General features: G+C 59.1%; 11 protein-coding genes. 8 read left to right on the top strand and 3 right to left on the bottom strand.

The window, feature by feature from the left end; genetic code table 11:
• Positions 1 to 325 precede the first annotated feature (325 nt).
• From HY788_18850 to HY788_18815, 8 genes are all read left to right on the top strand, one after another.
• A complete protein-coding gene (locus tag HY788_18850; GenBank protein MBI4776207.1) occupies positions 326 to 1,330 on the top strand; it encodes an ABC transporter substrate-binding protein in 1,005 nt (334 codons plus the stop codon).
• A gap of 6 nt (positions 1,331 to 1,336) precedes the next feature.
• Positions 1,337 to 3,385, top strand: coding sequence for a PAS domain S-box protein (locus HY788_18845; GenBank protein ID MBI4776206.1), 2,049 nt, complete (start codon positions 1,337 to 1,339; stop codon positions 3,383 to 3,385).
• Entirely contained in the window at positions 3,382 to 5,661 is a 2,280-nt protein-coding gene (locus HY788_18840; GenBank protein MBI4776205.1) for a response regulator, read from the top strand. The genes HY788_18845 and HY788_18840 overlap by 4 nt, the downstream gene beginning before the upstream one ends.
• A 206-nt stretch (positions 5,662 to 5,867) precedes the next feature.
• The gene (locus HY788_18835; protein ID MBI4776204.1) at positions 5,868 to 8,309 is read left to right on the top strand and encodes a response regulator; all 2,442 of its coding nucleotides are present in this window, start codon (positions 5,868 to 5,870) and stop codon (positions 8,307 to 8,309) included.
• A 411-nt stretch (positions 8,310 to 8,720) separates the two neighbouring features.
• Complete coding sequence (locus HY788_18830; GenBank protein ID MBI4776203.1) at positions 8,721 to 11,546, top strand: PAS domain S-box protein; 2,826 nt, start codon at positions 8,721 to 8,723, stop codon at positions 11,544 to 11,546.
• A gap of 188 nt (positions 11,547 to 11,734) precedes the next feature.
• Positions 11,735 to 12,733, top strand: a complete 999-nt coding sequence (locus tag HY788_18825; GenBank protein MBI4776202.1) for an NrtA/SsuA/CpmA family ABC transporter substrate-binding protein — start codon at positions 11,735 to 11,737, stop codon at positions 12,731 to 12,733.
• Positions 12,734 to 12,741: 8 nt separating this feature from the next.
• On the top strand, positions 12,742 to 14,490 hold the full coding sequence (locus HY788_18820; GenBank protein MBI4776201.1) for a PAS domain-containing protein: 1,749 nt from the start codon (positions 12,742 to 12,744) through the stop codon (positions 14,488 to 14,490).
• A complete protein-coding gene (locus HY788_18815; protein ID MBI4776200.1) occupies positions 14,487 to 16,424 on the top strand; it encodes a response regulator in 1,938 nt (645 codons plus the stop codon). The genes HY788_18820 and HY788_18815 overlap by 4 nt, the downstream gene beginning before the upstream one ends.
• Before the next feature lie 156 nt (positions 16,425 to 16,580).
• Here HY788_18815 and modC read toward each other — a convergent pair whose 3' ends face one another.
• Genes modC through modA form a run of 3 tightly spaced genes read right to left on the bottom strand, consistent with a single transcriptional unit; the run spans position 16,581 to position 19,174 of the window.
• Positions 16,581 to 17,672: a molybdenum ABC transporter ATP-binding protein gene (modC, locus tag HY788_18810; protein MBI4776199.1), complete on the bottom strand. Its 1,092-nt coding sequence runs from the start codon at positions 17,670 to 17,672 to the stop codon at positions 16,581 to 16,583.
• Positions 17,673 to 17,675: 3 nt separating this feature from the next.
• Entirely contained in the window at positions 17,676 to 18,374 is a 699-nt protein-coding gene (modB, locus tag HY788_18805) for a molybdate ABC transporter permease subunit (GenBank protein ID MBI4776198.1), read from the bottom strand.
• Entirely contained in the window at positions 18,374 to 19,174 is an 801-nt protein-coding gene (gene modA, locus HY788_18800; GenBank protein ID MBI4776197.1) for a molybdate ABC transporter substrate-binding protein, read from the bottom strand. Before modA ends, modB begins: the two co-directional genes overlap by 1 nt.
• Between the last annotated feature and the right edge of the window lie 145 nt (positions 19,175 to 19,319).

The following is a 19,319-nucleotide window of genomic DNA, read 5'->3' as shown; positions in this document are numbered from 1 at the left end:
GCCGCAGATCGCGTCTTTCAAGAGCCTGTTATGGACGAACGAGCTTCCCTCCATGCCCGCATTCTCGGATCGGAATGAATAATCCGATGTGCGCACTCTATTTCATAGTACGCTCATGACCCCTTGTACTTACACATTTTTTCGGTTACTCTTGTCGAAATTAGCTGGGTTCGAACTTCTCTGAGCCAAATTCCAAGCAGGGACTCGGAAGGTATTCTATTCATTCGCACGCAATCCACCCTTACGACCCCTCCGGAAAAGGACGACAAATCGTTATGGAAAGAAGTTCTATCCGTTCCCTTGAGCCCATGGATAGGGGCCGCAAATGACAAACTCCCCGCATAAACCCAAGCTGCTGAAAGTCCTGCTGTTGATCGTGGTCCTCGTTGCATGGGGATGCGAAAACGACGAGTATCCGGCGCCCGAGGGTCCCCCTGTCAAATTGTCCCTGGCCGTTTCGCCTGCCACCTATTCCGGACTGATCGCCATAGCCGATGACAAGGGCTACTTCAAGGATGCGGGACTCGATCTGTCGATGGATCTGTATCCGTCCGGGCGAGAGGCCCTCGAGGCGGTGTGCCGTGGAGAAGCCCAGGCGGCCACGGTGGCGGATATCTCTTTTTCCGCCAAGGCTCTGGAAGAACCTTCCATCCGTGTTCTGGCGTCCATAAGCACAACCGTGGGAAGCAGGATCGTGGCCAGAAAGGATAGAAACATCCAAAGTCCTTCCGACCTCAGAGGAAAGAAAGTCGGTTTCAGCACCGGCACGGTGAGCGACTATTTTCTTTATGCCTTTCTCATGACGGAAAATATTCCGCCAAGCGACATCACGGCTGTGGACATTCCCCCTGCCCGACAGGTCGAGTCCGTGGTAAACGGGGAATTGGATGCGGTGTCCGCCTTTGAGGTTTTCGCATTCGAGGCGGAGAAGCGCTTGGGGGAGAACGCGGTTTCCTGGGACAGCCAGAATAACCTGGCGTATCATTGGTTGCTGGCAACCAAAGCAAGCCTCATCCGATCGCCCGAGCCGCTGAAACGGCTCTTTAGAGGGCTGCTGAGGGCCGAGGGTTTTGCCCAGACCCATGAGGAGGAGACCCGGACGATATTGGTTCGCAAGTGGAATTTAGATCCCGCATTTGTGCTGGAGTCCTGGCCGCGAACACGATTGAGCGTCTCACTCGGTCAGTCCGTAGTCACTTCTCTCGAGAATTATGCCCGTTGGCAAATGGTTAAGGAGGGGAAGCTCGAAGACTCGACCGATGTTTTGAATTATCTCGACACCGGAATTCTGGACGAGATGGCCCCAAAAGAAGTCACCATTTTCAGATAGGTTCCCATGAGAATTCAGAAACGAATCCTGCTGAGCGTAGCCGCATCCGTCGCTATTTCTCTAGTGATCGTCTTTATTGTCTTTTCCGTCCTTCGGGAGCTCGACAACGAAGCCGCGCGCAGAAAAATTTACAGGGAAATCGGAAGCAAGATTTATGCCCTGAACATGTCGATTGCACGATTGTCTAGCCTGCCCCATCCCAGCCGTACCCGCCAGATCAAGGAAATCCAAGGCTCGTTGGAGATCCTTCTTGGAACCATAGCCCCCTTGGGCGCCGGTGAAGAATTCCTCATCCGACAGATCAAAACCAACTCCGAGGAACTCCAATATTCCCTCGAGAAGCTAATATCCGGCTCCATGGAGTCGAAGGGCGCCATGGACGCCGAACGATACAATGTTCTCGTCTCTCAGCTCTGGATGAAGACTCAATTCATCTCGGACGATATTCAACACCTCATAACCATCAGCCAGTCTCGAATCGAATCCTCCCGGAGAAGGGCCCGCATCTTGATCCCCGGCTTGATTGTGGCCCTGATGCTGATCAATGCCGGCATTTCTTTCTTTTCCGGCAGGAGCATCGCTCGTGCGCAGCAAGCCCTGAACCTGGCCCTGGCCAAAGCCGAAGAAGGCGACCGGATGCTTTCCGCCTTGATGGAATACGTGCCCGAAGGGATCACCATGGCCGATAGGGAGTTGAATTTAACACGGGTCAGCCGCTACGGGCAGAGGCTGCTCGGGGATACGCATGAGGGCATGTCCGCGGAAGAGGTGGCCTCACAATGGAACGTGTATCACGCCGACGGGAAGAGCCCTATGGCCGTCGAAGACCTGCCCCTTGTGCGGGCAGTCCGGCGCGGTGAGGTGGTCCATGATGCCGAGATCGTTCAGATTAACGCTTCCGGCGATCGTCTGCCCCTGCTGTGCACGGCGGGACCCATCCGCGACGACGCCGGCGTTGTCATCGGGGGCATCGTCGCCTGGCGCGATATTAGCGACCGCAAGCACGCTGAGGAAGCGGTACGCGCCAGGGAAGTGGACCTCAGCGAGGCACAACGAGTGGCGCACATTGGCAGTTGGCATTGGGACGCGCAAACGGATATCACCACCGGCACGGACGAACTGCTGAGGATTTACGGCTTCGATCCGGCGACGCAAACCATCCCCAATTTTAAGGACCAGCGCGGGCTTTGGTATCCGCCGGAGGAATGGGACCGGCTCAACGCTGCTGTGCAGGAGTCAGCCCGGACGGGCGCAGGTTACGATATAGAAGTGCAGGCGCTGCGCAACGGCCGGTGCATCTGGGTCCAGACGCGCAGCGAAACCGTATGCGACGCCGAAGGGCGGATTGTGGGCCTGCACGGGACCGTCCAGGACATCACGGAGCACAAGCGGGCAGAAGAGGCGCTGCGCCAAGGTGAGGAGCGCCTGAGGGCCTCGCTCGGCGAAAAGGAAGTGCTGCTCAAGGAAATCCATCATCGCGTGAAAAACAACATGCAGGTTATCTCCAGCCTGCTGGCCTTGCAGGCCGATGAATTGCAGGATACGGCCATGCGCAGTATTTTGCGGGACGTCACCCATCGGGTGCGCTCCATGGCCATGGTTCACGAGAAACTCTACCAGTCGACCGACCTGGCCAGGGTCGAGTTTGCCGACTACGCCCGAAGCCTGCTCAACTACCTCTGGCGCGCGCACGGGGCTGCCGCTTCCGGTGTGGGTCTGGATCTGGACCTGGAGCCGGTGTTGCTTCCGGTGAACGAAGCGGTGCCGTGCGGGCTGATCCTGAACGAATTGTTCAGCAACGCCCTGAAACACGCCTTCAGCGGCCGCGACGGCGGTCAAGTGGCCGTATCGCTACGTGGCGACACGCAAAGGCATGTACGCCTGAGTGTACGCGACAACGGGGCCGGCCTGCCGCCGGGCATGGACTGGGGCCAAACCCGCTCTCTTGGCTTGCGCCTGGTGCAGATGCTCGCCGGGCAATTGCGCGCCGACGTGGAAGTCACAAGCGATAAAGGAACCGAATTCACCATCACCTTCGAGAGACTCGAGACATGAGCAAGACCAGCATCCTCATCGTTGAGGACGAGGCCATCGTCGCTGCAGACCTGGCCAACAAGCTGACCCAGTTAGGATATGAAGTGGCCGGGATCGCCGCACAAGGTGCGGAGGCCGTGGAAATGGCCCTGAGCCTTCGTCCGCAGCTCATTCTGATGGACGTCCGGTTGGAAGGCCCGCTGGACGGCGTCGAAGCGGCCGGGGAGATCCGAGCCCGACACGACGTGCCGGTGATCTACCTGACGGCCCATTCCGATTCCGCCACCCTGGCCCGAGCCAAGCTCACCGGGCCTTTCGGTTATATCCTGAAACCCTTCGAAGAGCGGGATCTGGCGACGCAGATCGAGCTGGCGCTGTTCAAACATCAGGCCGAACGAAAGCTCCGCGAGCAGCGCGAGTGGCTGCGTGTAACCCTCACCAGCATCGGCGACGCAGTGATCGCCACCGATGCCGAAGGCCTCATCAGCTTTCTCAATCCCGTAGCCGAGTCCCTTACCGGCTGGAGCATGGCCGAGGCGGTCGGAAGGCCGCTCAAAGAGGTCTTTCGCATCGTCAACGAACACACCCGAGCGCCCGTGGAGGATCCGGTGATCAAGGTACTCCGGAACGGCAAGATTGTCGGGCTGGCCAACCACACAGTGCTGCTCCGCAAAGACGGCCGCGAGGCGGCCATAGACGACAGCGACGCACCCATCATAGACGAACAAGGACGCGTTCAAGGGGTGGTTCTAGTCTTTCGGGATATCAGCGAGCGCAGACGGACCGAAGCCGAGCGTGAACAACTGCTGTCCGCCATCGAACACGTCGCCGATACAGTGGTCATCACCGACCCCGGGGGAACCATCCAGTATGTCAACCCGGCCTTCGAGCGCGTCACCGGTTATACCAAGGCGGAAGCACTGGGCAAGAACCCGCGCATCCTCAAGAGCGGGAGGCAGGACCAAACGTTTTACAGCGAATTGTGGCAAACGATCTCTCGAGGAAAGACGTTTCAGGGACGGATGGTCAACAAACGCAAGGACGGAACCCTATACACCGAGGACGCCACCATTTCCCCGGTATTTAGTACGAAAGGCCGTATTGTTGCCTACGTGGCCGTGAAACGCGACGTCACCCATTATCTGGCGCTTCAAGAACAGTTTCACCAGGCCCAGAAAATGGAGTCCGTGGGCCGTCTGGCAGGCGGCGTGGCCCATGACTTCAACAACATGCTGGGCATCATCATCGGGCATGCGGAACTGGCGCTGGAAGAAACGGCCCCTGTTTCGCCGGTGTATGACGACCTTAACGAAATCCGAAGAACGGCCCTGCGATCCGCGGATCTCACACGTCAACTACTTGCATTCGCCCGGAAGCAGGTCACTTCGCCTCAAGTCCTCGATCTCAATGACACGGTGACCGGCATGATAAAGATGCTCAGGCGTCTTATCGGCGAAGATATCGATCTGGCTTGGGCGCCGGGTGCGAACCTTTGGCTGGTCAAGATCGATCCGGCTCAGACCGACCAACTTCTGGCAAATTTGTGTGTTAACGCCCGGGATGCCATCGGCGGGGTGGGGAGAATCACGATCGAGACAAAAAACACAATCCTTGACGAGGCCTATTGCGCCGCGCACGCGGGAACCAAGCCGGGACAATACGTGACGTTGTCGGTAAGAGACAACGGCTGCGGTATGAATGAAGAGACGCTGAATAATCTTTTCGAGCCGTTTTTCACCACAAAGGAAGTCGGAAAAGGAACGGGACTGGGGCTTTCCACGGTATACGGTATTGTGCGGCAGAACGAGGGATACATCGACGTAATCAGCCGGCCGGGGCAAGGTGCCAGATTCACGATATACCTCCCAAGGACCCTCGAGGCTCTGCAATTGGACGGAGAACCGCACGGCAAGCCAACGGCGAAAGGCGCCGAGACCTTGCTCCTGGTGGAGGATGAACAATCCATACTTCGTCTCGCAAAGGCCGTGCTTGAACGGCTCGGGTACACGGTTCTGGCGACCCCCTCACCGGTGGAGGCGCTAACCATTGCCGAGCGGTATGAAAACCCGATTCACCTGTTGATCACGGATGTAGTGATGCCCGGGATGAACGGTCAGCAGTTAAGGGAGCGAATCGAGAAACATATTCCAGCCGTCAAAGTTCTCTTCATGTCCGGTTACACGGCTGACGCCGTAGCGCATGGGGGAATTCTCGAAAGAGGTGTCCGGTTTCTTCAAAAGCCTTTTTCGAACAAAGCTCTTGCCGAAAAAGTGCGGGAAGTCCTGGACGGGGAATAACATCCGGCGAACACATCCGAGCGGAATCTCGATGCATGTTATAGCGTCTTTGCTCGGACAGGGCGACCGTATGGGTCTATTAGCGAGGATGTGGCTCGGCGGTTTCGCGCGGCTCTAGGCGCCGGAGCTCGCTCAATCAGCGCCGCCGGGGCAGTAGCGGGAGATGAAGGAATCGTGTTCACGACTAGATTAGGGGTACTGAAGAAATGAGCCATACCGGCATCCTCATCGTCGAGGACGAGGCCATCGTCGCTGCGGACCTGGCCAACAAGCTGACCCAGTTAGGATATGAAGTGGCCGGAATCGCTGCACAAGGTGCGGAGGCCGTGGAAATGGCCCGGCGCCTCGACCCGCAGCTCATCCTGATGGACGTCCGACTGGAAGGCCCGCTGGACGGCATCGAAGCGGCCGAGGCGATCCGAGCCCGACACGACGTGCCGGTGATCTACCTGACGGCCCATTCCGATTCCGCCACCCTGGCCCGGGCCAAGCTCACCGGGCCTTTCGGTTATATCCTGAAACCTTTTGAAGAGCGGGACCTGGCGACGCAAATCGAGTTGGCGTTGTTCAAGCATCAGGCCGAACGAAAGCTCCGCGAGCAGCGCGAGTGGCTACGTGTAACTCTCACCAGCATCGGCGACGCAGTGATCGCCACGGATGCCGATGGCCTCATCAGCTTTCTCAATCCCGTTGCCGAAGCCCTTACCGGCTGGAGCATGTCCGAGGCGTCCGGAAAACCGCTGAGAGAGGTCTTTCGCATTGTCAACGAATACACGAGAAAGTTCGTGGAAGACCCCGTGGCCAAAGTGCTCCGGAACGGCAAGATTGTCGGGCTGGCCAACCACACAGTTCTGCTCCGCAAAGACGGCGGAGAGGTGCCTATAGACGACAGCGGAGCCCCCATCCTCGACGATCAAGGCCATATTCTCGGCGTGGTGATGATCTTCCGCGACATCAGCCGGCGCAGGCAGGCCGAAGAGGAATTGCGAACGAGCAAAGAGCGTTTGGAACTGTTGGCCATGGTGGCGGAACGGCTGCTGCGCGCCGAGGATCCGCAGGCCATTGTCGAGGAACTCTGCCGGGCCGTGATGGCGCACATCGACTGCCGGTTCTTCTTCAATTACCTCGTCGAAGAGCCCGGCCGGCGGCTGCATCTCAATGCCTGCGCAGGTATTTCCCCGGAGGCGGCCGCCGCGATACGGCAATTGGATTTCGGCGTGGCGGTCTGCGGGTGCGTGGCCCGCGACGGGGAACGCATCATTGCCGAGGATATTCAATACAGCAATGATTTCCGGACCCAACTGGTCAAGTCTTATGGGGTGCAGGCCTATTGCTGCCATCCGTTGCTCTTCCAGGGCCGATTGATCGGAACCTTGTCCTTTGGCGCAACAACACGGACAAGGTTTGCATCCGACGAAATAGCCCTCATGAAATCCGTTTCCGACCAGGTGTCGGTGGCCATGCAACGATTGCAGTCGGAACAAGCGCTCCGGGACCTGAACGTAACTCTGGAGCAACGGGTGGCCGAACGCACCGAACTGGCCGAGCGCAGGACCAGCCAGCTTCAGGCCCTGGCGGTGGAGCTGATCGAGGCCGAGGAGCGGGAGCGGCGGCGGGTCGCCGAACTGCTGCACGAAGATCTGCAGCAGATCTTGGCCGCAGCCCGGATGCAGGTTCAGGCGGTCTGCGAGAGTATGCCCCACGAGCCGATGCTGGCGAACGTGGAGCAACTGCTGGAGGACTCGATAAGCAAATCCCGCCGCCTGTCGCACGAGCTGAGCCCGCCGGTGCTTTACCATTCGGGTCTGGTCCCTTCGCTTGAATGGCTGTCCCGTCAAATGGGCGAGCAGTTCGGGCTGCAAGTCGAGCTTAAGACGGACTCGGAATGCCGGCTGGAAAGTACCCCATTGAAGATGTTTTTATTCCGCGCGGTGCAGGAACTGCTGTTCAATGTTGTAAAGCACGCCGGGGTGAAAAGCGCTCGTGTCGTGTTTTCGACCTTCGACGGCCGCCTGATGATTACCGTCAGCGATCGAGGCCGGGGATTCGATCCCGAACGTCTGGATTCCGTTGCAGCGACAGCCGGTTTGGGACTGCTGAGCCTGCGGGAGCGGGCTCGCTACATGGGGGGCGACCTTGTGATGGAGAGCGCCCCGGGGCGGGGCAGTCGCTTCTGTCTGACGATTCCTCCAGATATGGCCAAAACCGGAGTGCGGCGGCCGGCGGCCGTCCAACAGCCCGGCATTGCGGCCGACGCCGCATCTACGCCGGTCACGGCCGTCATCCGGGTGCTGTTCGCCGACGATCACCGGGTGATACGGCAGGGACTGATCCGATTGATGAACGGCCAACCGGACATCCAGGTGGTGGGCGAAGCGGCCAATGGCCGGGAAGCCATCGATCGGGCCCGTCAGCTCAAGCCGGATGTGATCCTGATGGACGTTTCCATGCCGGAAATCGACGGCATCGAGGCCACCCGGCGCATCAAGGCCGAGTTGCCCGAAGTGCGGGTGATCGGCCTGTCGATGCACCAGGACGAGCAGATCGCCCAGGCGATGATCGAGGCGGGGGCGGAAGCTTTCGTAAACAAGACCGCTTCCTCGGCGGAACTGCTGAAGGCGATCTATGGGATGGATCGCGACCGCTAGGGACATCAAGCCGAAGCCGTCTACGAATATCCTCCTCGATCAAGAAGGCTGGAAGGCGATCATGACCTTCCGTGGCGTGTTCTCTTTGGGATCGTCGGCCTGGAGGGCGATTTGTATCTTCCCGAAGCCGAATCCGGAATACGTATTTTTTTAGGGTGTTTTGTGTACACGGATATCATCGATAAATCTAAATGGTCTCGGGAACCAAGCCGTCCGACCCCACGAGGATCACGCAAGGACGCGCGGGGCCTTGCCGTCTCGCAGGATCCTAATGGTAAACAGCGAAATCAGCGGCTCCGATTTGCAGTCCGGCGACGGAATGTTGCGATCCTTTTTCTTATGGCGATGCTTTCCTCCTTCGTGTTCCATGCAGAGGCCGCCTTTTCTCAAGAGCATCCGGGGGACCGGATCTTGCTCAAGCCGAAGCATATCCTGGTGCTCTGCTCCTACGGGTACTCGTTGCCCGCCTATCGAAAGATGAATCCCGCCTTCATTGCAGTAATGGAAGACGCCGGCGTAAGCACGAACACGCTGTTCTTCGAGTACCTCGACCTCTTGCACATCAAGGGCAACAAGCACCGGCAGGCCTTGACGGAGATGCTGCGCCACAAATATACGGAGAGCGATATCGACATGGTTGTCACCTTTCACGCGCCTGCAATGGGTTTTCTCCTGAACGACGCCAAAGATATCTTTCCCAATGTTCCCGTGGTGTCCTGGAATGTGCAAGGGGCCTTCAAGGAGGAAGACACGGAACATCGGGTTTTCCGCCTGCTGATCAGCCTTGACATGCGGGGTACTTTGGAACGGGCATTGGACTTGTTCCCACAAACGGAACGAGTGGTTTTCGTCAGCGGTGTTTCCGAGACGGACCGATGGGTCGAAGCCGAGGCCAAGAGCGCTTTTGCCGATTGGGAAGATAGGCTTCAATTTGAATACACGTCCAATAATTCCGTCGAGGAGATGATCGAGCGGGTCGCCGATCTTCCTCGCCGAAGCATCGTTATCTATTGCAACGTCTTCACGGATAAAACCGGCCGGACCTTTACCCCCAGGGACGTGGGGGAGATGGTTGCCGAGGCCGCCAACGCGCCTGTGTTCGGTCTTTACGATACTCTACTGGGATTGGGCGTGGTCGGCGGATCCCTGCTCAGCTTCGAGGCGGAAGGCGCCCGGGCCGCCAGGCTCGCCCTGGATATTCTGAACGGGAAGATCCGTTTCACCGAACAATCCAAAATAATGATCGGCAAGCCGGTACCCATGTTCGATTGGCGGCAGATTCAAAGATGGGACGGCGAGGCAGGCGAGCTTCCCGAAGAAAGCATCTTTCTAAATAGAGTCCCTTCCCTCTGGGACCGGTACGCGTGGCCTATGACCGGCATACTCAGCCTCTTGGTGGCCCAGTTGTTACTGATCGCCGCGCTTTTCACACAGATCCATCGCAGGAGTCGGGCCGAAAAGGAACTCAAGGAAATCAACGCAACGCTCGAGCAGCGGGTGGCCGAGCGCACAAGGGATCTGCAGGAAAGCGAGGCGCGTCAGCGCTCGCTCTTCAACAACATGACGGAGGGGTTCGCCCTGCACGAGATCGTCATCGACGCCGACGGCAAGCCCTGCGACTACCGTTTCCTGGAAACCAACCCGGCCTTCGAGCGCCTCACCGGCCTGAGCCGCGAGGCGGTGATCGGAAGAACGGTGCGGGAAGTCATGCCCGACATCGAGATCTACTGGATCGAGACCTACGGTCGCGTGGCCCTCGAGGGGACCCCTGCCCATATCGAGAATTATTCGGCTCCATTGGACCGGTGGTACGAAGTCTTTGCCTACCGCACCGCACCCAGCCAGTTCGCCGTGCTCTTTGTGGACATCTCCGAGCGCAAGCAGGCGGACAAAGCTCTCCGTCAAAGCCGGGAAGACCTGGATCGTGCGCAGGAAGTGGGACAGATCGGCAGTTGGCGCCTGGACGTTAACCGCAACGTCCTCACGTGGTCCGACGAGAATTATCGCGTTTTTGGCGTACCCAAAGGGACACCGTTAACCTACGAGACGTTCCTTCAGATCGTTCACCCCGACGACCGTTCGTATGTGGACACGCAATGGCAGGCGGCTTTGCGCGGCGAACCCTACGACATCGAGCACCGCATCGTGGTGGCCGGCAAAGTCCGATGGGTGCGTGAAAAGGCCTATCTCGAGTTCGAAGAAACGGGCAACCTGCTTGGAGGCTTCGGGATTACCCAGGACATTACCGAGCGAAAGAATGCCGAAGAAGCGCTGCGAAGTTTGTCCCAGTTCCCGGAGGAAAATCCATATGCTGTGCTCCGATGTTCTCCCAACGGGGTGATCTTGTACACCAACGCGCCTGCAAGGGACTGGATGGCGACCTTGGGCTGGCAAGCCGGCGGACCGCTGCCGGACCCTGTGTACGCCGCCGTGGCCCAAGCCCGAGGAACAGACCACGCCATCGAAACTCAGATCACCAATCCGGCCGGCAGCGTGTTCAGCGTTTCCGCCGTGCAGCCGCCGGGTGAGGAATACATCAACCTCTACGGTATCGACATCACCGGCCGCGTGCAAGCGGAGCTCGACTTGCGCGAAGGGGAGGAGCGCCTCAGAGCGTCCCTTTGCGAGAAGGAAGTCCTGTTAAAGGAAATTCATCACCGCGTCAAAAACAACCTGCAGGTCATTTCCAGCCTGGTCGGTCTGCAGGCCGAAGAAGTGCGGGATCATGCCATGCGCGACGTCCTCCAGGACGTGACCCACCGGGTGCGTTCCATGGCTATGGTTCACGAGAAACTGTACCAGTCGGCGGATCTTGCCCAGGTGGATTTCGCCGACTACGCCCGAAGTCTGCTGTACTATCTCTGGCGCTCTTATGGGAGTGATGCGGACGGCATCCGGCTGGCTCTTGATCTGGAGCCGGTGTCGCTCTCGGTGAATGCGGCGGTGCCATGCGGTCTGATCCTCAACGAACTGTTCAGCAACGCGCTGAAGCACGCCTTCGACGGCCGAGACGGCGGCCAGGTCACCGTGTCGCTTCGAGGCGATGCCCAAGGCCGGGTGAGCCTGTGCGTACGCGACAACGGCACGGGCCTGCCGGAACGCTTTGACTGGACGCAGTCCCGAACCCTGGGCTTACGCCTGGTGCAGATGTTGGCCAAGCAACTGCACGCCGCCGTGGACGTTTCCAGCGTCGAAGGAACCGGGTTTACGATCGCTTTTTCGGTATCGAAGACGTGAGCAACACCGCTGTACTCGCCGTCGAAGATGAGGCCGTCGTCGGGGAGGACCCGGCCGGTCATCGGATTGCCTCGAACGAGGGTGTGTCGCCATTCGACATCTCCTGAATTGTTCCGCACCAACATCCCAGTGGTGAACGTGACCAGGACGGGATAGAGCCTGCCACGCACTCTATGGAGAGAGGTGATATGGTTAGAGCGTTCCTGGTGCTGCTCATGATTGTTGTGGCCGGCATGGCCGGGTGCAGCCCGAAAGAAAAGCAAGGCGGCTCCCAGAAACAGGAGAACATCGTTGTTGCCGTGACACCCTGGCCCGCGTCCGCCCCGATCTACGTCGCCCAAGAGAAAGGCTATTTCAAGCATGAAGGGCTTGATGTAACCCTCCAAACTTACCTGTCCGGCCACTTGGGCCTGGATGCGGTCCTTTCAGGAAAGGCGGACCTCGCCACGGCCGGTGAAACGCCGATTGCCCGCGCCGCCATGCACGGCAAGCCGCTTGCCGTCATCGCTACGATTTGCGAGATCGACCGGGCGATCCTGATCGTCGGGAGGAAAGACAGGGGAATATCGGGGCCCCAAGACCTCAAGGGCAAGAGCATCGGAGTAGTGGCGGGAACCACGTCCGATTTCTTTCTCCATATCTATTTGATCACTTCCTATATCGATCCAAAGGATGTCCGGATGGTCCATCTTTCCACCGATAGGGTGGTCGACGCTTTGCTGAAGGGCGAGGTGGACGCCGTAAGCACCTGGGCGCCCCACACGATCATGCTTCGAGAAAAGCTCGCCGGCAACGCGACGGTGCTTCAAGATCCGAGCATCTACACGATGACATGGGACATGGCAGCCACACAAGGCTTCGTCAGGGACCGTCCCGAACCTATCAAGAGATTCCTGCGGGCAATCATATCCGCCAACGAATTCATTTCGGAACGCCCTTCCGAGACACGCGCCGTCTTTTCGAGACACATCGGAGCGGACGGCTCTCTTTTCGAGAGGGACTGGATCGATTACCGATTTACCGCGGTGCTGGATCAGAGCCTGATATTGAACATGGAAGACCAGGCGCGATGGATCTCCAAAGGAGAAGGCGCCGCCGGCCGGAGGCTTCCCAATTTCTTGGATTTCGTTGATGCCTCAGCGCTTAAAACGATAAGACCTGAGGCTGTCCGGATCACGGGGAAATAGGAAAGCCTATGAGAATCTCCAGGAAATTGAAACTTTCCGCATGGACGCCGGTACTCATGGCGGTGGTCATCGGCCTCGCGCTGCTCATCTCCCATAAAACGATGGAGCGCTCCCTGGAAGAAGGTAAGACGACCCGGCGAATCATGCACGGCGTGAATGAACTCAGCAGCTTCGCCCGTTCCTACATGCTTTACCCCGACGATCGCCCGATGCTGCAGTTTCTTTCGGAGCACGATTCGGTAACGGAACTCACTGCAACGATCCGGTTCAATAGCGCTGAAAAGCAAGAGATGTTGGAAAATATTCGCCATAATAGCAGATCGATGAAAGAAGCCTTCCTCAAATTGGTCTCCAATTACCAACATCCTGCGCAGGCAGCAAGCACCGAGTTGATCGAAGAGGCGGAGGAACGCCTGGCAGGACGTGTACTTATACAATCGAGAGGGGTGCTCTCGAGCGCGTTACGCCTCGAGAGTCTGATTCATGATGAGATTACGACGACCCAGAGAAGGATTAATATACTCATCTTTTTCCTTGTCATCGCCGTAACGTTCCCTCTCACCACCGCCTTGATCGGGATGGTGAGAAACATCAATACGTCTCTTACGGCACTGCGAAAAGGAACTGAAGTTGTCGCGGCCGGAAATCTCAGTCACCGCATCGCCATATCGACACAGGATGAAATCGGGGAACTCTCCCGTTCCTTCGACGCGATGACGGAACAACTGAGAGACACCACGGTTTCAAGAGATGAATTGAGCAGAGAGGTGGAAGAGCGCAAACGGGCCGAGGAGCTGCTCCGGACAACACTCGAGAGTATAGGCGACGGATTCTTCGCCTGTGATGGAGACTGGCGATTTATCTACGTCAACGGCCCGGCTGAACGCATTCTGGACATCCGCCGCGATGAGGTGCTCGGCAAGAATCACTGGCAGGTATTCCCTCTCACGCGGGGCACCCGTCTGGAGCAAGAATTCCGCCGTGCGGCGGCCGGAGAAATCCGGGATTTCGAGAACTTCTACGAACCATGGGGCCGCTGGTTTCACAACCGATGTTTCCCTCGAGAGGGTGGCGGAATGTCCGTCTACTTTGAGGACATAACCGAGCGCAAGCAGGTGGAAGAGGCGCTCAGGGCGTCGCTGGCTGAGAAGGAGGTGCTGCTGAAGGAAGTGCACCACCGGGTAAAGAACAACATGCAGGTCATTTCGAGCCTGGTGGCCTTACAGGCGGACGATACGGACAACGCGGTCATTCGAGACATACTCCAGGACGTGACCCACCGGATACGTTCCATGGCTATGGTCCATGAAAAACTTTACCAGTCTACCGATCTGGCTCGAGTTGAGTTTGCCGACTATGCCCAAAGTCTGCTAAACTACCTTTGGCGAGCCCACGGGAGTGACGCCGACGGCGTCCGGCTGGTTCTGGACCTGGAGCCGGTGTTGCTCCCGGTTAATGTAGCGGTGCCGTGCGGGCTGATCCTCAACGAGTTGTTCAGCAACGCGCTGAAACACGCCTTCAACGGCCGGGCCGGCGGTCAAGTAACCATGTCGCTCCGCGGCGACGCGCAAGGCCGGGTGCGCTTATGCGTGCGCGACAATGGGACGGGCCTGCCGGAGCAGTTTGACTGGAGGCAGTCCCGATCCCTTGGTCTTCGTCTGGTGCAGATGTTGGCCAAGCAGCTCCGCGCCGCCGTAGAAGTATCCAGCGTAAAAGGAACCGAGTTCACGATCGCGTTCGGGGGACCGAAGACATGAGTAAAGCCACCATACTCATCGTTGAAGACGAGGCCATCGTCGGAGCGGACCTGGCAGGCAAGCTGGGACGGCTCGGATATGAGATTGCCGGGATCGCCGGGGAAGGCGAAGAGGCCGTCGCCCTGGCCTCTCGTCTACGCCCGCACCTCGTGCTGATGGACATCCAGTTGGAGGGTCCGATGGACGGCATTCTAGCCGCGGAGGCGATCCGCCAGCGGCACGACGTGCCGGTGATCTACCTGACGGCCCATTCCGACCCCGGTACGCTCGCCCGCGCCAAACTCACCGGTCCGTTCGGATACATCCTCAAACCCTTCGAGGAGCGGGAACTGGCGGCCCAAATCGAGGTGGCGCTGTTCAAACACCAGGCCGACCGTCAACTCCGCGAGCAGCGCGAGTGGCTGCGCGTCACCCTGACCAGTATCGGCGACGCGGTCATCGCCACGGACGCTGAAGGCCGCGTTAGTTTCGTCAATCCCGTGGCCGAGTCGCTGACCGGGTGGAAGGCCGAGGAGGCCATAGGCCGGCCCGTCCAGGACGTGTTTCGCATTATCGACGAGCGGACCGGCCAGGCGGCGGAGGAGCCCATCGCCCGCGTTCTGATCGAGGGCCGCGCCGTGGCCCTGGCCAATCATACCGCTCTGGTGACCAGGGACGGCCGCACCGTGCCTGTCGAGGACAGCGCGGCGCCGATCCTGGACGCATCAGGACAGCTAATCGGCGCGGTGCTTGTGTTTCGCGACGTCACCCAAAAGCGGCGAGCGGAAGAGGCGCTCCGGCAGTTGAATGAAACACTGGAGCAACGCGTGGCCGAACGCACCGAGTTGGCTGAACGCCGGACCAGCCAGCTTCAGACCCTGGCCATTGAGTTGATCGAGGCCGAAGAGCGGGAAAGGCGAAGGATCGCCCAACTGCTGCACGACGATCTTCAGCAGATTGTGGCCGCCGCCCGATTTCAGCTGCAGGCGGCCTGCGAGAGCCTGCCTCACACGCCCTCACTGGCGATCGTGGAGCAACTGCTCGAGGAGTCCATCGACAAGTCACGCCGCCTCTCGCACGAGCTGAACCCGCCGGTGCTGCGCCACTCCGGCCTGGTCGCGGCCCTCGAGTGGCTGGCCCGTCAGATGAACAAGCAATTCGGATTGCAGGTAGAGCTGCAAGCGGATGCAAAGCTGCACCTTGAAAGCCCGCCGTTGAAGCTGTTTTTCTTCCGCGCCGTACAGGAGCTTTTGTTCAATGTCGTCAAGCACGCCGATGTCAGAAGCGCCCGCGTCGTCCTTTCCAGCTTCGACGAACGCCTCGATATTACGGTCAGCGATCGGGGTCGAGGGCTAAACCCCGAAATGCTGGATTCGGTAACCGCACCGGCCGGATTCGGCTTGTTGGCCCTGCGGGAGCGCGCCCGCTACATCGGAGGCGACCTGGTGATCGAAAGCGCCCCGGGCCGGGGCAGCCGCTTTACCCTGACGATCCCCCTCGAGCCGGCTGAAGTCGAAGAGACGAATCGGCCGGCGGTCGGCCGGCTTCATGTAACTCCGCCTGAATCGATTCGTACCGTCGCGCCGGGAGGCGTTCGGGTTTTGTTCGCCGACGATCATCAGGTGATGCGTAACGGGTTGATCAAGTTGATGGCCGGCCAGCCGAACATCCAGGTGGTGGGCGGGGCGGCCAATGGTTTGGAAGCCATCGAACAGGTCCGGCAGCTCAAGCCGGACGTGGTCGTCATGGACGTCTCCATGCCGAAAATGGACGGCATCGAGGCCACCCGCCGAATCAAGGCCGAGTCGCCCGAGGTTCGGGTGATCGCTCTGTCGATGCACCAGGATGAGCAAATTGCCAGGACAATGTGCGATGCGGGGGCCGAGGCCTTTGTGTGCAAAACCGCCTCCTCGGCGGAACTGCTGAAGGCGATCTACGGGATCACCAGGCACTGACAAGTCCTACCTTGCACCCGGAAATAGGACAACAGAGGAAAGTTACCGGATAGACGGCAGGGAACCCTGTCATTGCACTTCGATTGCACAAACCGCCCAAGGGTGGGCGATGAGTACTCTCCCTAACGCCCCGACAACCACAAACGACGATCGCGATCAGCGGTATTCGGCCGAGGCTCCCTGAGAAACGGCAACGCTCTTTATCAAAGCAAAAACAGACTGACCGGATCTCAAATTCAAGTCCAGAAAGGATTGACGAGTGATCCGGGACCATAAGGGACGCCCGATGTCGAGACGAACATCCACAAAAGGGGCGCCCTGATCCGCGATCTCGCGAATCTCACCCGGGAATATGTTCTGGAAACTGGTGCGGACGGGCGATTCCAAGGCTATGGCCACGTGGCGGGCCGGAATGCGCACTCGCACCGATTCCCCCCTGGCCGCATCCATGCGCGGCGCCTTGAGGATGTGGCCGCCGAACCGCAGGCGGGTCAGGCCGGAGGGATCTTCCGGGTCGTCGACCACCGTCGAGATAACCGAACCGCTCTCACCCCAGCCGAACCGGCTCTGCAGATCCGACCGGGACAGGAGGTCTTCCAGATCCCCATCGGCCAGGACGCAGCCTTCTTGCATCATTACCATGCGGGTGGCTAGATTGACGATTTCATCCAAGGCGTGGCTTACGTAGAGAATCGGGACGGCAAACTCACGGCCCAGTCGGATGATAAAAGGCAGCACTTCGGCTTTGCGCGCCGCATCCAGCGAAGCCAAAGGCTCATCCATAAGCAGCATGGCCGGGCTGGTCAACAGGGCGCGGCCGATGGCCACCCGTTGTTTCTCGCCGCCGGAAAGCCTGGCCGGCCTGCGATCCAGCAGCCGGCGGATACCGAGAATTTCCACCACCTGATCGAATTGCACAAAACGCCGGGCGAGTGGTGTTCGGTTCATTCCATAGGTCAGGTTGGAACGGACCGAAAGGTGGGGCAGCAAACGGCCGTCCTGAAACACATAGCCGACGCGGCGTTTTTCCGGCGGCAGATCGATGCGTCGGGTCGAATCAAACAGGCAACGGCCGTTGATGGCGATTCGACCGGCATCCGGTCGCACCAAGCCCGCCACCATGTTGACGACCGAGGTTTTTCCCGCACCCGAGGGACCATACAGGGCGGTCACTCCCGATTTAGCCCCCTGCAACGAGACGTCCAGCTTGAAATTGCCCTGTTGGTGCGTGATGCTGATCTCGAACACGGGTTATCCTTTCATGCGGGCGGCAAACCGCCGGGCCAAGAACTCGGAGCATATCAGTGCAGATAGGGCGATCAGCACCGAAAGAATGCATAACCGCATGGCGCCCATTTCGCCGTCCGGGACCTGGGTCAGGGTGTACAAGGCCAGCGGCAAGGTCTGGGTCCGGCCCCGGATGTTGGATACGAATGTAATCGTGGCGCCGAATTCACCCAAACTCCGAGCAAACGCAAGAATGACGCCGGTCATGATACCCGGCGCCACCAGCGGCAGTGTGACCGTGAAGAAGACGCGCACCGGACCGGCGCCCAGGGTGCGCGCCGCCGCCTCCAGTCCCTGATCCACGCTTTCCAAAGAGAGACGCACGGCGCGGACCAGCAAGGGAAACGCCATGACGGCGGCGGCCAGGGCCGCCCCTTTCCAGTTAAATGCCAAGACGACGCCCAAGTACTTATTCAGCAAGGCTCCGATGATTCCGTTGCGGCCCAGCATCACCAACAGCAAATACCCGATGACCACCGGCGGCAGCACCAGCGGCAGATGCATCAACCCATCCAGCAGGGTTTTTCCCGGAAAGCGCAGGCGCGCCAGGATCCAGGCCGCCAGGACGCCGGCCGGCAGACTGACGGCCACAGCCCATCCGGATACCCATAGGCTCAGCTTCAGCGCGTCCAGTTCCACCGCCGTCAAGCGAAAGACATCCATCACCGCACGATGAATCCGTATTTTTCAAACACCGTCCGGGCTGCCGGCGCTCGTAAAAAATCCAGGAATTGCTGCGCCTCGGACGTCTTCCCGCCGGAGACCGCAGCCACGGGGTAGACGATGGGCGGATGGCTGCCTTCAGGAAAAGTTCCCACCACCCGTACCTTCCCGGAGATGGCGGCATCGGTCGCATACACGAGACCTAGAGGCGTTTCGCCGCGTTCCACCAGCACCAGGGCCGCGCGCACGTCTTTCATGGGCGCCAGACGGTCCTTAACCCGGTCCCAGATCCCCAGATGTTCCAAGGCCTGCTTGCCGTACATACCGGCCGGCACATGATCGGGATCCCCTAGGGACAAACGCCCGTCCTTGCCCAAAGCGTCGGTCAGGGAACATCCGGGCGCCAGTTCGATCTTCTCTATGGGACTGTTCGCCGGAGCAATCAATACGATCCGGTTGCTCAAGAGATCGAATCGGCTTCCCGGCAACAGCAAGTGTTTCTCTTCGAGGTAATCCATCCATTCCTGATTGGCTGAAAGATAGATATCGGCCGGAGCCCCTCTCTCAATTTGCTTGGCCAGTGTAGAGGCTGAAGCAAACGACGGCGTAATGCGACCCGAATTCCGGGCGGCATAGAGTTCTCCGATTTCAGTGAGGGCGTTGGTGGTGGAAGCGGCGGCAAATACCAGCAGATCGGTTTCCGCGGCAGCCCTTCTACCCATAAAATCCTCCAACCCCAGGCCGGTGAGCACTAGCAGCACCACGGCAAACCGGTGTAATCGGCGATTCCTTGATTCCATTCGTAACCTCTGACTAGTCCTTCCGAGAAGGAAATGCCCGAAGGATTGTCTCTTTAAAACGATATTTGACGTGATTTAATTACATATGCTATACAAGCCGTCAATCTCTTTTTTAGAGATGAATGGAAGATCGTAGAAAGGAGGC

The organism is Deltaproteobacteria bacterium, assembly GCA_016208165.1.
Taxonomy (GTDB): Bacteria; Desulfobacterota; Desulfarculia; order JACQYL01; family JACQYL01; genus JACQYL01.
Note: the sequence above shows the minus strand (reverse complement) of the source record. Positions and strands in the feature narration are given on the sequence as shown.

Excerpts from the sequence above, each read along its gene's own strand:
- modA (MBI4776197.1), bottom strand. The coding sequence starts at position 19,174 with ATGGAATCAAGGAATCGCCGATTACACCGGTTTGCCGTGGTGCTGCTA.
- modB (MBI4776198.1), bottom strand. The coding sequence starts at position 18,374 with ATGGATGTCTTTCGCTTGACGGCGGTGGAACTGGACGCGCTGAAGCTG.
- HY788_18815 (MBI4776200.1), top strand. The coding sequence starts at position 14,487 with ATGAGTAAAGCCACCATACTCATCGTTGAAGACGAGGCCATCGTCGGA.
- HY788_18820 (MBI4776201.1), top strand. The coding sequence starts at position 12,742 with ATGAGAATCTCCAGGAAATTGAAACTTTCCGCATGGACGCCGGTACTC.
- HY788_18845 (MBI4776206.1), top strand. The coding sequence starts at position 1,337 with ATGAGAATTCAGAAACGAATCCTGCTGAGCGTAGCCGCATCCGTCGCT.
- HY788_18825 (MBI4776202.1), top strand. The coding sequence starts at position 11,735 with ATGGTTAGAGCGTTCCTGGTGCTGCTCATGATTGTTGTGGCCGGCATG.
- HY788_18840 (MBI4776205.1), top strand. The coding sequence starts at position 3,382 with ATGAGCAAGACCAGCATCCTCATCGTTGAGGACGAGGCCATCGTCGCT.
- HY788_18835 (MBI4776204.1), top strand. The coding sequence starts at position 5,868 with ATGAGCCATACCGGCATCCTCATCGTCGAGGACGAGGCCATCGTCGCT.
- HY788_18850 (MBI4776207.1), top strand. The coding sequence starts at position 326 with ATGACAAACTCCCCGCATAAACCCAAGCTGCTGAAAGTCCTGCTGTTG.